The sequence below is a fragment of the Pseudactinotalea sp. Z1748 genome, assembly GCF_049725185.1.
GTDB lineage: Bacteria > Actinomycetota > Actinomycetes > Actinomycetales > Beutenbergiaceae > CALKWS01.
In genome coordinates this window covers 288950-302718 of record NZ_JBMPQB010000002.1, presented here as the reverse complement: position 1 = coordinate 302718, position 13769 = coordinate 288950, and the positions used below count along the sequence as shown (strand labels likewise).

Here is a 13769-nt window from a genome sequence, read left to right as displayed (position 1 = left end):
CGTCGGATCCCGGAACGAGACAAGCGTATCTGGCCAGAGGGCCACACACTGCCACGACCCCAGGATCAGGCGTGGGCCAAGGCAGTACCCGCGTCCACAGCATTCAGGACCCGCGAGCCGAGATCGTCGGCGAAGGGGGGCCCCCACGGGATCTGCGCACGGAAGACCGGGACTCTACCGGCCACTGCAGCGGCGTTCTCAGTCAATTGCGCCAGAATCCGGCGGTCCTGCCACCCCAGCAGACGTGGAAACCGCAACAACTCGATCACTGACATCGCCCCGGAGAGACGATGGAGTCGGACCTCGTCGGCCTCCCGGTCGGGGATCGGGATGAGGATCGCCCGCAGCGGCATCCGATCGGTGGCCCGCTCCGGGGGGCTGAGGACCTGGCGAGCATCGACCGTCTCCCTCCGTGCCAGCGGGACGGTGAATCTCCTCGAGAGCGCTTCGGCACCCTTGCGCAGTCGCAGTTCGGTCGCACCTAGCCGGGCCAGTGCTTTGCCCTCATCGAAGTCGACCCGCAGGACGTCGTCGGTGATGAGCGCGCCACCGGCAGCGCACAGCAGGGTCGCGACGGTGGACTTACCCATCCCGGAGAACCCGACACATGCGATCGCCTCATCACGCACCTGCACGGCGCTGGCATGCAGGACCGCGTGGCCTCGCATATGCAGAATGAACGACAGCACCGAGCCGGCCAGCAGCACCACGGACAGTTCCGGGTCGGCTCCCTCGAACGGATAGGCCGTCACCGACGTCAATTCGGCGTCGATCTCGAAGTCCGCCGCCGTATAGCATCGGTAGGTGTAGCCTCCATCCGGTCGCCGAACCACGTCCTGCCACCGTCGCCGCGCAGTATACGTCAGCAACGGCTCCCCAACCGGGGGCCCGGCCGGTTCAGCCCGAGGTGCGCGCCACTGCACCTCGACATCCACCCTCGCGCCAGGGGCAGCCGGCCGAGCCTGCCACAAGGGTCGTTCGGAGGAGACGACGAGGCCGTAAAGTTCCTGCAGATCACTCACGTTCAGCCTCCAGAGCCGTGAAGGCGAGCGGTTCGAATCCGGCCTGGCGTTCCAGGTCCAGGTCGGCCCCGTCGACGCGGATCCAGGCATGTGCCTCGACTTTGCCGTCCGTCTTCCGGACGCCGATCACCAACTCCGGACACCGCTCGCGCAAGGTATACCCGGTCATCACCGAAGTCCGCAGACAGGTCCCGTTGATAAACGGCAGAGCGAGAACCCGGCGTTGGATCTGCAACTGGCGCACCTCGCGGGCGCTGAGTTGGGTCATCGGTAACACCGGCGCCTGCGAACTCCTCCTCTCCCCGACGAGAGGCGCGCCGAATCGCCGCGCGACGACGTCGACGGACGTGGTCCGCAGGCTGAACTCCACGGCCAGCCATAACAGCGCCAAGCGCATCGCCGTGCCATAGTCACGCAACCTGTGGTGCACGTCGGCCCTCCTCGCCCCTATCGGCCGATAGTACCCCCGTCTGTTGCGCGAGCCACGCCTGCTGCAACAGCAGAACCACGAGGGCCGGCACTAGATCGGCCAGCCAGGCCTGACGCAGTTTCTCGACATCGACCAATTCCGAGTCGACGCCAGGTCCATTCCAGTCCCGGGCAAACTCTCGAGTCGAACGGCCGAAGTATGCAGTATTGAACCGCGCCTTGCTCGCTCTGCTCAAGACCTCATCGGGCAGCACGCGGCCGAAGACGGCGGTCATCGCCTCAGTTCGGTCGGCATAACCGAAGTAGGGCGCGTGCCGACTGTAACTGGCCAGGAACTGCGGGTGCCAGAACGGATCCGCGACGACGGAACCATACTCAGCAGCAATGGTGGTCATGGTCTGCACATAGGCTCCCCGGAACCGCGCGCTGCACAAGACTTCCAAGCCCCCCCGAAGAGATAGGGGCTCGTGCACCCGGTCCCGCAGCGCGTCCGACCAGAACTCCCGGCGTGCCGAATCGGTGAGCCAGGGCATGTCGAGCATCGAGGCGCCCCTGGCTCTGCGACGTCGGATTCGTTCGGGCGCCAAGGACCACAGTGCCTCCCGTCGCGGACTCCCGGGACGGAATCGGCCCCGGACGCCAGCAACCAGCGCACTCGCGCGTTTAGGCAGGAACACATCGTCGCCACCCTCGCCGGTGAGCACCAGCCCACCTGCGGTGCGTTCGAACATGTCAGCCCACAGGTGGGCAGCCGCTGGAAAGACGAGCCCTCTGCGGAGGAGGCTCTGGGAACAGCGCGGGCCCAAGTACTCGTTCTCGCCGTCGACGACCTCGAGGCGCATCCAATCCCGAACACCGAGGTGCTTGACGACCAACTCCTGCCATTCAGTCTCATCGGATTCGTCGAGACCCGGGTAGACGTAGGTGAACGGGACCGCGGCGGGGATACGACGTTCCTGGGCCAGGCTCACGGCTGCTGCGAGGATCCCGGAGGAATCCCGGCCACCCGAGAACGTCACGTAGACGACCCTGCCATCGGCCGCGCGTTCGATCGTGGACTTCAGGGCCTCGAAGGGGTGGCGAGCGGCCGAACGCGGAAACGGCCTGCGCCTATGCAGCCCAGTCACCACATTGCGGCTGATCTCTTTGTCATTCGGCCGGTAGTAGCTCACGCCGATCCCCTTACAGGCCGCGGTCCGGCCGAACTGGCCGGACCGCGCCTTGATGGTCGAAGGTGCTCAGGAGGTGGGCGCGTCCCGTTGAAAGATGAAGGGGAACGTACCGTCGAAATCCAAAGCAAATTCCTTCCCCCTAGCCAAGGTGAGGTCGTGGACCGAGCCGGCCTCGGTGATTCGTGGTGCTTCGTACATGACACTTCCTTCAGTAGCGGTGCAATTGCGGTTGAGCCTTCTTAGGCTAGGGAGCCGACGTCCGCCCTGCCGAGCAAAGTGCATGTTTCAGCCGGGTGAATCTCGCCCCGGCCGGGTGACTCGCGTCAGGATGAGTGGATCGCCCCTGGGGTGAGATGGCACTCAACTCGACTCGCGCAGCGGTCTCATACCCCCTCGCGCGCGTGATCGCTCTCCTCTGCCGTCCCGCTGTCCGGGCAGGTGGACTGTTGCGCGAGCCAGGCTTGTTGCATGAGCAGGCCCACCGGAGCCGGGACGGGATCTTGGAGCAGTGCCAGGCGCAGTTCCTCGACGTTCACCACGTCGGCGTCCACTCCCGTACCGTCCCACTGCCTGGCGAACTCCTGAGCCGAACGCCCGAAGTACGCAGAGTTGAAGTGTGCTTTGCTGGATCTGCGCAGGATCTGCTTCGGCAATACCTGTCCGAAGACCGCCGTCATCGCCTCGGTACGGTCGCCATAGCCGTAACGCGGGGCGTGCCTGATGTAACTATCCAAGAACTCGCCGTGCCAGAACGGATCCTCAACGGTCGAGCCGTACTCGGCGGCCATGGCCGTGTAGGTCTGCGCCAGCGCCGCACGTGTCCGCGCGCTGCACTGGACCTCGAGACTGCTCCGTAAGCACAGCGGCTCGTGCACCTCCTCACGCAGAAAATCGTTCCAGAACTCACGCGCAGCCGCGTCCGTCAGCCATGGCATGTCCATCAGAGGACGGTTGCTAGCCCGCCGAAAGCGGAGCCGCTCGGGGGCCAGGGACCACAGCGCCTCCCGGCGGGGCGTCCCGGCACCGAAACGTCCCCGCCCGGCCCGGACCAGGGCACCGGCACGCTTCGGGGAGAAGACCTCGTCGCCACCCTCACCGGTCAGGACCAATGAACCCCTGGTGCGGTCGAACATGTCCGCCCAGAGATGAGCGGTGGCGGGAAAGACCAGGCCCCGCCGCGCAAGACTGTGGGTCGCCCTGGGGCCGAGGAACTCGTTGTCGCCCTCACGAACTTCGATTCGCATCCATTCCGCGACGCCGAGATGGCGGACAACCAAGTCCTGCCACTTACCTTCGTGAGTCTCGGTCAACCCGGGATAGACGTATGTGAACGGGACAGCGGCCGGTATTCGACCCTCGCGGGCGAGGCTCGTGGCTGCCGCGAGGATCCCGGAGGAGTCCCTGCCCCCGGAAAAAGTGACGTAGACGGATCGACCATCGGCCGCGCGTTCGATGACAGTCTTCAATGCCTCGAACGGTTGCCTGACACTCGACCTGGGAAATCGCCTGCGTCGCTGGCTCCCGGTGACGAAACCGCGACTCGTTTCCGTCGCGTCGGGACGGTAGTAGTCCACGTCTCACACTCCCACCGTGGCCCGGTTCGAAACGAACCGGGCCACAGCCGTCAGAAATTGAGTCTCGAGAATCGAGGCTCAGGAAGTGGGCGTCTCAGGCCATCCCATGTGGCTATTGCCATCGCCGTAGTAGACGCCCTTTTGGAGGGTGACGTCGTGGACCGAGCCGACCTCAGTGATTCGTGGTGCTTCATACATTGGAGGATCTCCATCCTTGATGAGGTTAAGCACCTCGAAGAATACGGGGCTGCGACGTCCTGCGCCGACGGCAACCGGGTGAATTTACACGCTCCAGGTTCTGTCAAAGGGTGAGGCCGGGGCTCACCCCCGTAGGGTGGCGCGCGATCCGCCTGCGACCTCCGTCACGGCGGCGAGGTAGTCGCGCCGTCCGCGTTCACCTCCGATATCAGCGGAGAGGGCTCGCGGTTGGCGCCCGCGTCGTCGGACGCGGGCCTCGTGCACCCGCGCCATCACCATCTGACGTGCCAGTTCCACGCCCGATCCGGCCAGAGTCGCCCGGGCGCTGGCATACAACCCGCCACCGATACTGCGATCGTGTGGGAGACCGGGGAACTCATATCGATGGTCGCGCCGAGCGGCCAGGTGCGACCACACACGCCCGCGCCGCGCGCTGAGGCCTGGTGGCATCGGCGCGCCGGACACCCTCGAAACACGCTCCAGCACCAGCGCCACCGGTACGGCAGTGCGGGCCGCCAGACATCGGCGGCGCAATTCCACCGGGTCGAATCCGGGCCGGTGTGTGGCGAAGTGCAGATCGCCGAGCCACATCAGGCGGTTCGCTCCGGCCTGCGCAGCGTGGAACGCCAGATGATGGACTGTGTCCACCGCATCGAAGGTGGGCACGACATCACCGGAGCTGAACTGCACCTCCACCCGTCGCTCGAGCATGCCGGCGGGGTCCGTTCTATAGGCACGACGTAACTGCTTGGGTACTGCGATGTCCCAGTGCAGGTCCAGGTGTGTGCCCGCGGGACCGATGAGCGCCACCTCGGCGCGCATGGTCTTGCGGATCAACGCCCAGTTACGGTCCACCAGTGTGAACCCGGCATCTTCCAGCGTGGCCAGGGCTGCCGGGAACCGGCTCCCGTGGACGAAAACGTCCAGGTCGTAGTACTCGCGCATATCCGGGCTCGGCCACAGCACCTCAGAGGCCACCGGGCCCTTGGCCACCACCCACGGGATGTCTGCGGCGCGCAGTGCGCCGGTGGCCGCGCGAAGGTCGGTCAGGTTGAGCAAGTGCCGCAGGATCTGACGCTCTCGGAACGCTGACAATTGCTCGACCCAGTGCGCCGGCACGCCCTCCGCGGCACGTAGCCGCCGTATCACAGCGGGGGTGATCCTGTGCAGACCGCCGGCCTCGAGCACCTCCTCGACGGAATGCTCAATGACGCGTGGCGGCAGGACGGCAGAACTCGAGTCGAAGACACTCTCGATGAGAAGCTGCGCTAACGGGCGCCGCGGATTTGTCACGGACCACACGGTACCTGTAATTCCCGCTCGAAATGAGGGCATTCACCACAGTTGGGAACGTTATCCGGATACGATTTGGATGTGACGTCCAATGGTGGTGCGGCCCCGACTCCCCCGAAATCCCTCGGCCGATTCTTTTCCCTCATCCGGTACAGCATTCGGCTGGTGTGGGCTGCCGCACGCGCACCATTCTGCTGGATGGTGGCACTGCAACTCATGGCCGGCGGGGTCCTGGCCGGCCAGGTCCTCACGATCGAGATGACCCTCAACGCGATCCTGGACATCGACCAGGGTGGCCGCCTGGCTGCGCTGCTGCTGCCGGTGGGACTGCTCGCGCTGCTCACCGCCCTTGGTGCGCTACTGGGTTCACTGCAGGGATCACTGCGCCGCCTGGTCGGTGAAAGGGTCGCACTCACCATGTGGCACCGTGTGCTGGAAGTCTCCACCACGGTACCCCTCAAGCAATTTGAGTCCACAGACTTCTACGACCGCTTGGAACGGGTCCGCTCGCTCGCCCTCACACGCCCGTTCCAGGTCACCAACGGCGTGCTGGCCTGTCTGGGCGCACTGGCGGCGAGTATCGGCGTCGGTAGCGCGCTGTTCCTCATCCACCCGGCACTCATCCCGCTGCTCGTTCTCGGCGGGATCCCGCTATTGATCACAAGTCGGCGCGAATCCCGCCTGGAGTTCAACTTCAATGTCGCCCAGACGCCCCGGAACAGGCGCCGCACCTACATCTCCTTCCTGCTCACCCAGCGTGACGACGCCAAGGAGATCCGTGCGTTCGGGATCGGCAGGATGTTGCGCGAACGGTTCGACGGGCTCTACCGGGCGTACCTGACCGACCTCAGCCGCCACATCCGTATCCGCGCACTGTACAACGCCGCGGGCAATATCGGCTCGGCGCTGATGCTGGGACTGACCCTCTTCCTGGTCGTCTGGTTGATCTCTCGGGGCGAGGTCACCGTCGCCGGTGCCGGTGCGGCGATCGTGGCGATCCGGATGCTCGCCGGCCAGGTCCAGGCGTTCTTCGGCGGCACCCAGACCATATTCGAGTCCGGGTTATTCATCGACGACCTCGAGGAGTTCATGCGGATCGCACCGGCGCCCGAACTTCCCGGCTCGACCAGCAGCGCTCCCCCGGACTTCACCACCCTGACAGCCCAAGACGTGCACTTCACCTACCCCGGCCGCGAGGAGGCCGCCCTCAACGGCGTCACGGTAGACCTCGCCCGAGGTGAGTTGGTCGCCCTGGTCGGTGAGAACGGTTCCGGGAAGACGACGTTGGCCAAACTCATCGCGAACCTCTACCACCCCGACAGCGGGGCCATTCTCTGGGACGGCGTGGACACCGACTCCTTCGACCAGAACCAGTTGCGCTCGCGAATGGCGGTGATCTTCCAGGACTTCGTCCGGTACGCCTTCGACGGCACTGAGAACATCGCCATCTCGAGGCCCGATCAACCACCCGATGAGGACGGTGTCCGCCACGCGGCCCGGACCGCCGGTGCCCACGACTTCCTGGAGGCGCTACCGCACGGGTTCGGGACGAACCTGTCCCGGATGTTCGACGATGGGCACGAATTGTCCGGCGGACAATGGCAACGCGTGGCGATCGCTCGAGCGTTCTATCGGGCAGCGCCGCTGATCATCCTGGACGAACCCTCCGCCGCCCTCGACCCACGCGCCGAGGCAGAGTTGTTCTCCAACCTGCGCCACACCCTGCAAGGTCGAACCGCCCTGGTCATCTCCCACCGCTTCTCCACCGTGCGCAATGCCGACCGGATCTATGTGCTCGACCAGGGGCGCGTGGTCGAGCACGGCTCACACAACGAGTTGATGCGCAACCAGGGTCTGTACGCCGAACTCTTCACGCTGCAGGCCTCGGCCTATACCGACGGCCATGCCTGAACACATGGGCACGACCCGTGAGTGAGTACAGATGCAGCACATCCACCTGATCACCCCGGGCGACCACTTCTCCCCACGAACGGGCAGCGCCATCCCTACCGTGGTGCACGGCCTGGCGGGCGCTGCCTGCCCGACCGGAGTCCGGCCCGCGGTGCTCCTGGCGCGGGGCACCTACCCGGACCGCTACCAGAGCGCAGAGATCATCGAGTTCGACCAGGCTCCTGCCCGTCGCTTCGACGGGCACCTCGACGTGATCGCCGGACGCCTCGGGGTGAGACGACCGAGTCGACGCACGTACGCTGCCTCGCTGCGTTCGCAGCGAAGGTGGGAACAGGCGACGCTCCTGGCGCACAACGCCCCGCAGGCGATCCCGCTGGTCGACCCCAGGCATCAGGCCGTGCTGTATGCCCATAACCAGCTCCTGCGCACCTACTCCCGCCGGGAGAGTGGCCGAACGCTTGACGCAGCCGCTGCCATCATTTGCGTCAGCGAACACCTTGCTCAGCAGACCGCCGATCTTCTTCCGCAACACCTTCGGCCACGAGTCCGGGTAGTCCACAACGGGGTAGACACCGCGTTCTTCAGCGAGGTCAGGCACCCTCGCGCAGACCGACTGCGCGTGGGCTTCCTGGGGCGCGTGATCCCTGGTAAGGGTGTGCACGTCCTGTTGGAGGCCGTCAACTCCCTGGCCCGGCCCGACATCGAGGTCACGGTTATCGGCAGACCCGGCTTCGCGGCCGACGCTCCACTGAGTAGGTATGAACGGAAGTTGCGGAAGTTGGCGGCAGTGTCGACGGCGGCGGTGTCCTTCGCCTCGTTCCTGCCCAGGCAGACTCTGCCGGCAGCGCTCAGTGACGTCGACGTGCTCGTCGTCCCCTCGGTGTGGCCCGAGCCGTTCGGCCTCACCGCCCTCGAAGGCATGGCTGCCGGGGCGGCAGTGATCGCCAGTGACGTCGGCGGGCTCCCGGAAGCGGTGGGCGCCGCCGGCATGCTCGTCCCGCCGGGCGACGTCACCTCCCTCGCTGCTGCTCTAGCCGCACTGGCTGACGACCCGGGGCTGCTCGCGAGCACCCAGGACGCCGGGGGCGACCGCGCCAGGACCATGACCTGGGCCCACTCACGCGAGAGCCTCGAGAGGGTGCTGGCCGGAATCTGACCTCACACCAGAACCATTGCGGGACGGCTCCCAGCCGGCGGTCGGAATACCACATTCGGAGACGAACTGACCTGTAGGCTGGCCCCAGGTGGACCGTCCACTGGCCACAGAACGAGACGCTCATGACAATGCTGTTGATGCCTGACGGCCCCCTGGTCGTGTTTGCTGTGGGAGCGCACCCGGACGATATCGAAATCGGGTGCGGAGGCACACTCCTGACGCTTGCCGAGCGCAACACAGCCGAGATTCGCACGCTCGTACTCACCGGGACCGCTGAACGCCGTGAGGAGGCCACGCACGCGGCCACCGCCTTCGGAACTGCTCATCCTCCCAGATTCGCAGGCCTACCCGACGCCCGCCTGCCACAGCACTGGGGAGAGGTGAAGGAGGCGCTGAACACATTCCGCGCCGACAACCCCACGCCGGATCTCGTATTGGTGCCACGCGCCGACGACGCACACCAAGACCATCGACTGCTGGGACGAATGGCTCCCACCGTTTGGCGCGGGCCGCTTATTCTTCACTACGAGATCCCTAAATGGGATGGAGACACCGGCCAGCCCAACCTCTACCTGCCACTTCGTCCCGATATCGCCGAGCGCAAAGTTGCTCTCCTCAACGAGTGCTACCCCTCGCAACACGACTGTCACTGGTGGGACGACGAACTGTTCTTCGCGCTGATGCGGCTCCGGGGCGTCCAGGCCCAGTGTCGCTATGCCGAAGCGTTCACGGCGCCGAAGATTCTGATGTCTTTAGGAGAATGAATGACTCGTCTCAGTTTCGGGATCCCCGTCTACAACGGCGAGCCCTACCTCGCACCTGCGTTGCGTTCCATTCAGGAGCAGGACACATCCGACATCCGAATCATCATCTCCGACAACGGCTCCTCCGACGGAACCCAGGAATTCTGCCGTGCAGCGGCCGCGGACGACGACCGTATCCGGTACTACAGGTACGAACAGAATCGCGGTGGCACGTGGAACTTCCAGAACGTGGCACGGCTGTGCGACACCGAGTTGTTCAGTTGGATGGCCGCCGATGACATCAAACTTCCGGCGTTCTCCAGCGCAGCCCTTCGCGCTCTCGACAACGCGGGCCCGGGCACTGTGTTCTCCTACCCCCGCACACGGCTCATCGACGGTGAGGGGGTTGTTTATGAGGACCTCAACGACGCCGACCTGGGGATGGATGCGCTGAGCGCACACGAACGTGTGCGCAACATGTTGCGTGCCCAGGCCTCCCAGCCGATGTACGGCGTCATCAGGATGTCCGAACTGCGCAAGACCCGCGGGTTCCGATCGCTGCTCGGTCCAGACATCGTGCTCCTGACCGAACTGCTGTGCTTGGGCGGGATGGCCACGGCGGACGAGCAAGCATTCCTGCAGCGCCGTCACGACACTCAGGTTTCGGTGCAGGGGGCGGAGGCTTCCTGGTGGTTCGCACCCGGGCAGCGCGGGCATCGTTCGTTCGCCGAAACGCGCACGAACATCGAGATCTACCGAGGCGTGCTGCACATCGACCTTCCGTTCGCCGAGAAGTTCCGAACCTGTGCCACCGTCGGGCCGTCATGGGTGTTTCCACGATGGCGGGCGATGGCCCGTGATGTGGCCAACGCCATCGGCATCAAGCCGAGCGCCGGCAGGTTGCGAGCACAGCAGGAGGCTCAGTCCGCCGCCCGCCGGATGCCAGGATCCGATGAACGCCGATCTGCATAGTCGACGAATCCGGCGCTTGCGGGCACTCCAGGATGCGCCATGACCACCGGCGACGCCGAACCGGCCGAGGGTTGGCGAGATCGATGGTCGGGCTCGCCCGAGGGGGTCGTCGTCCTCGATATCGGGGAGCAGCCGCCGTCGGATCTCTTCCCGTGGCCTACCGACCCTCTCCCCGACCCTCGGTACCCGCTCCGCATGGTCCTCGGCAGCACCAGCGGCCTGCTGCAACTGGAGCATGACCCGACCACACCGGAGGAGATGGTGGGAGTTGAACCTGCGGCGCTGGTACGACAGGCCGAGATGTGCGTCGCCGATGCCGTGACTGCCGGTCTGATCCGCCCCGGAACCCGCGTGATTCACTACCCCAGCCCCCACGGGGGGTCATGGCATAGACAGTTGGAACCATTCGGGCTTACCGACGTGCAGACCGGGGACGCTGACCTCATCGTCGACGTGCACGGAATGATGCACGCTCCGGACCAGAAACGGGCGTTCCTCGAACGTCGGGACCGCCTCACCGACGGCGGGGTGCTGCTGTTCATGATCCACAACGCCTCTGCCATGGTGCGCGAGGGCATGTGGAACACGCTGAAGAGCGGGCACTTTGCCTACTACACCACGCCCTCACTCGTGCGCATGGGTCACGAGATCGGACTTACGGCCATCGGTGCGTGGTCGTACTCGCTCTACCACCATGGAACCACGATGCTGGCGTTCGCCAAAGCAGACGGACCTCTGGGTAATGCCCGGGCGACGTCAGTCACCGAGCTCGTGAGGAAAGAGACCGAACTCGGCGTCCTCCAGCCGGCACGATTGCGATCGGCGCTCCACACGGCGTTCACCCACTCGGCGAATACGCTCCGCGCCTACCTGGATAGCGCGAAGGTTGACGGTTTGACCCTCGCAGGCTACGGCGCAGCCTCTCGCACGGCGGCGTTGCTCACCTCCGCAGGTGTGACGGTGGAGGACCTGGCGATGATCGCCGATGCCTCACCCGCTAAACACGGCCGCACAATGCCGGTCAGCCGTATCCCCATCATCGCGCCGCATGACCTTGCCGAAACCCGGCCCGACCGTGTGCTGCTTTTCATCTCCGACCTCCTGCCCGAGGTACGAGCGGCACTACCCGAGATCGAAGCCTCCGGCGGGCGTTGGGTCATCGTCGACCCAGTGCCGACCGATGTGCAACCTGACCGTCCTCGCTGATCAGAACCTATCGGAGCATGGGCCGGTGGATGCCGGCTGAGGTGTCAACCACGACTTCGGCGAAGTGCGGTCCGGACGTGGATCCACTCCTCCTCCAGTCGCGCCGCCGCATCGGCCACGGCAGCGGCCGCGCGCTCACGGCCGGCCGCATCAACTATGGCGGCCTCGACCAGGTCAGCCACATCGTTGACCTGGAAGGACTCGACGTGTCGCACCCGCTCGGGGTTACCCAGCATCGTCATCAGACTCTGCTGCTTCTGACCGTATGCGATGCCGACCAGCGGAACTCCTGCCAGCGCACCCATGATGAGTGAGTGGTATCGCAGCGCCACCACCGCGCTCGCCGACGTCATCAACTCGGTCAGCCCGGCGACCGTGCCGACAGTGTCGACCCGCACGGCCTCATCTGCGAGAGTGTCCCGCACGTCAGCCGCAGTGCGCAGGTCGTCCTCGTCACCGCCCACGAGCACGACGCCGTAGTCGCGCCTGCGCAGTTCGCGCACCAACTCAGTCGTGCCTCGACGGTAGGACCCTTGCACGTCCTCGTTCGTCCTCGGGTCATCGGCGAGGCCGTAGTAGGTCATCACACCCACGATGACGGTCGCCTCCTGACCACCGTCGCCGGAGCCACTAGGAGCCCCGTCGGCCGCGAAGCCGAAGACGAGGTCGGCGACGACGGGGTCGGAGTCGAGCGCTGCCCGCATCTGCCTCATCGCCCGCAGCGACTCCACGTCCCGGAACGAGCGGTAGTCCGCCCAGGACGCACTCCGGCGAATGAACCACCGAGCCATCATTCGATCCTGAACTTCCACTCCGATATTCCAGAGCAGGAACGGACGACGACGGACCTTGGCCGCGAGAGCAAGCGCCCACAGTTCATAGGTCAGGGCGAACGGTCCTGCGCCATACCGTTCCCACGGTCCGGTGCCAGCGACCACGACTGCGTCCAGTCCGCCCACTACTTTCATCGCTCGCAGCAGCACTCCGATCCGGTTTCTCGCGAGAACAGCCAACCGAACCCACTTCGAGCCCGCTCGGGGGGTTACGACCGTGCTCAGCGCGACCGCCGGCACCCCCCGATCGGAGTGCACCCGGGCCGCGCCTTCGGCGATGACGACGACGTCGTGCTCATCGCCCAGCCGTTCCAGTGCTGCGGTGAGAGTTGCTTCATTACCGAAGTTACCCGTGCCGAACAAGCCGGCGACGCCCACCCGCGGACGTGGTTGCGGGCGCGTCATACCGGTGTCACGCCCGGCACGGTCACCACCGGGAGCCCGTTAGCCCGCTTCGTTGCCGGCGCCGACTCCCATACCGCCCACGGCCGGTCTGCCCTGCGGTTCATGTCCTCGAGGTAGGCCCGCTCCTTGAGCGTATCCATCGGTGCCCAGAATCCGTCATACGGCCGGGCACGGAACCTGCCGTCCCGCGCTGCCCGTACACAGGCATCCATGACGAGGTCCTCGCCCTCGTCGAGGTAATCGAAGATGCCCTGACGGAGCACGAAGTAACCACCGTTGATTCGCATCTGAAGGCCGCCGACGGCCTCAAGACCCGTCATCCTCCCTTCCTCGGTCATCTGCACGACGTGGAACGAATCCGGCGGGGGTACCGCCAGCAGGGTGCCGACTGCATCGGTGGTGAGGAAGTCGGTGATCATCTCGTCCAAGGGCGAGTCGGTCAGTACATCTCCGTAGTTCGCCAGGAAGACCTCGTCATCGTCCAGGTGAGGGCGGACCCGACGCAGCCGTTCACCGATGGCGGTATCCATGCCGGTATCGACGAATGTGATCCGCCAGTCGCTGATATCGCTGGAGAGCAGGTTGACCTGCCGTCCGCCATGGGTCAGAACGAAGTCGTTGGACCGGGTCTCCTCGTAGTTGAGGAAGTACTCCTTCACCGCGTTTGCGCCATACCCCAGGGCGAGGATGAAGTCCTTGTGACCGAAGTGGGCGTAGTACTTCATGATGTGCCACAGCACCGGGCGAGACCCGATCGGCAACATCGGCTTGGGCTGTGACTCGGAACTGGAACGAATCCGCATGCCGAGTCCGCCACAGAACAACACGACTTTCACCATGCCTCCTTACCTTGAT

The 13769-nt window shown here is 65.4% G+C and carries 14 protein-coding genes; 5 read left to right on the top strand and 9 right to left on the bottom strand.

Annotated elements, in window-relative coordinates:
• Positions 1-65 precede the first annotated feature (65 nt).
• The 7 genes from ACO0LU_RS05695 to ACO0LU_RS05665 form a co-directional block, all read right to left on the bottom strand.
• Positions 66-833: a hypothetical protein gene (locus ACO0LU_RS05695; RefSeq protein ID WP_424790441.1), complete on the bottom strand. Its 768-nt coding sequence runs from the start codon at positions 831-833 to the stop codon at positions 66-68.
• Positions 834-1014: 181 nt separating this feature from the next.
• Positions 1015-1452: a lasso peptide biosynthesis B2 protein gene (locus ACO0LU_RS05690; RefSeq protein ID WP_424790440.1), complete on the bottom strand. Its 438-nt coding sequence runs from the start codon at positions 1450-1452 to the stop codon at positions 1015-1017.
• On the bottom strand, positions 1433-2623 hold the full coding sequence (locus ACO0LU_RS05685) for an asparagine synthase-related protein (RefSeq protein WP_424790439.1): 1191 nt from the start codon (positions 2621-2623) through the stop codon (positions 1433-1435). Before ACO0LU_RS05685 ends, ACO0LU_RS05690 begins: the two co-directional genes overlap by 20 nt.
• 66 nt (positions 2624-2689) lie before the next feature.
• Entirely contained in the window at positions 2690-2821 is a 132-nt protein-coding gene (locus tag ACO0LU_RS05680) for a lasso RiPP family leader peptide-containing protein (protein WP_424790438.1), read from the bottom strand.
• 185 nt (positions 2822-3006) lie between these two features.
• On the bottom strand, positions 3007-4089 hold the full coding sequence (locus ACO0LU_RS05675; RefSeq protein ID WP_424790437.1) for an asparagine synthase-related protein: 1083 nt from the start codon (positions 4087-4089) through the stop codon (positions 3007-3009).
• Positions 4090-4275: 186 nt separating this feature from the next.
• Positions 4276-4395: a lasso RiPP family leader peptide-containing protein gene (locus ACO0LU_RS05670; RefSeq protein WP_424790436.1), complete on the bottom strand. Its 120-nt coding sequence runs from the start codon at positions 4393-4395 to the stop codon at positions 4276-4278.
• Between the two features lie 123 nt (positions 4396-4518).
• Positions 4519-5688 carry a nucleotidyltransferase family protein gene (locus ACO0LU_RS05665; RefSeq protein WP_424790435.1) on the bottom strand — a complete coding sequence of 390 codons (1170 nt, stop codon included), beginning with the start codon at positions 5686-5688 and terminating at the stop codon, positions 4519-4521.
• A 198-nt stretch (positions 5689-5886) separates the two neighbouring features.
• Here ACO0LU_RS05665 and ACO0LU_RS05660 point away from each other — a divergent pair, with 198 nt between their 5' ends.
• The 5 genes from ACO0LU_RS05660 (at position 5887) to ACO0LU_RS05640 (ending at position 11676) form a co-directional block, all read left to right on the top strand.
• Positions 5887-7599, top strand: coding sequence for an ABC transporter ATP-binding protein (locus ACO0LU_RS05660; RefSeq protein WP_424790434.1), 1713 nt, complete (start codon positions 5887-5889; stop codon positions 7597-7599).
• 31 nt (positions 7600-7630) lie between these two features.
• On the top strand, positions 7631-8755 hold the full coding sequence (locus ACO0LU_RS05655; RefSeq protein ID WP_424790433.1) for a glycosyltransferase family 4 protein: 1125 nt from the start codon (positions 7631-7633) through the stop codon (positions 8753-8755).
• Positions 8756-8877: 122 nt separating this feature from the next.
• Positions 8878-9519 carry a PIG-L deacetylase family protein gene (locus ACO0LU_RS05650; RefSeq protein WP_424790432.1) on the top strand — a complete coding sequence of 214 codons (642 nt, stop codon included), beginning with the start codon at positions 8878-8880 and terminating at the stop codon, positions 9517-9519.
• Positions 9520-10470, top strand: coding sequence for a glycosyltransferase family 2 protein (locus tag ACO0LU_RS05645; RefSeq protein ID WP_424790431.1), 951 nt, complete (start codon positions 9520-9522; stop codon positions 10468-10470).
• 39 nt (positions 10471-10509) lie between these two features.
• On the top strand, positions 10510-11676 hold the full coding sequence (locus ACO0LU_RS05640; protein WP_424790430.1) for a class I SAM-dependent methyltransferase: 1167 nt from the start codon (positions 10510-10512) through the stop codon (positions 11674-11676).
• A gap of 44 nt (positions 11677-11720) precedes the next feature.
• Here ACO0LU_RS05640 and ACO0LU_RS05635 read toward each other — a convergent pair whose 3' ends face one another.
• Positions 11721-12914, bottom strand: a complete 1194-nt coding sequence (locus tag ACO0LU_RS05635) for a polysaccharide pyruvyl transferase family protein (RefSeq protein WP_424790429.1) — start codon at positions 12912-12914, stop codon at positions 11721-11723.
• Positions 12911-13753: a sugar phosphate nucleotidyltransferase gene (locus tag ACO0LU_RS05630; protein WP_424790428.1), complete on the bottom strand. Its 843-nt coding sequence runs from the start codon at positions 13751-13753 to the stop codon at positions 12911-12913. The genes ACO0LU_RS05635 and ACO0LU_RS05630 overlap by 4 nt, the downstream gene beginning before the upstream one ends.
• Between the last annotated feature and the right edge of the window lie 16 nt (positions 13754-13769).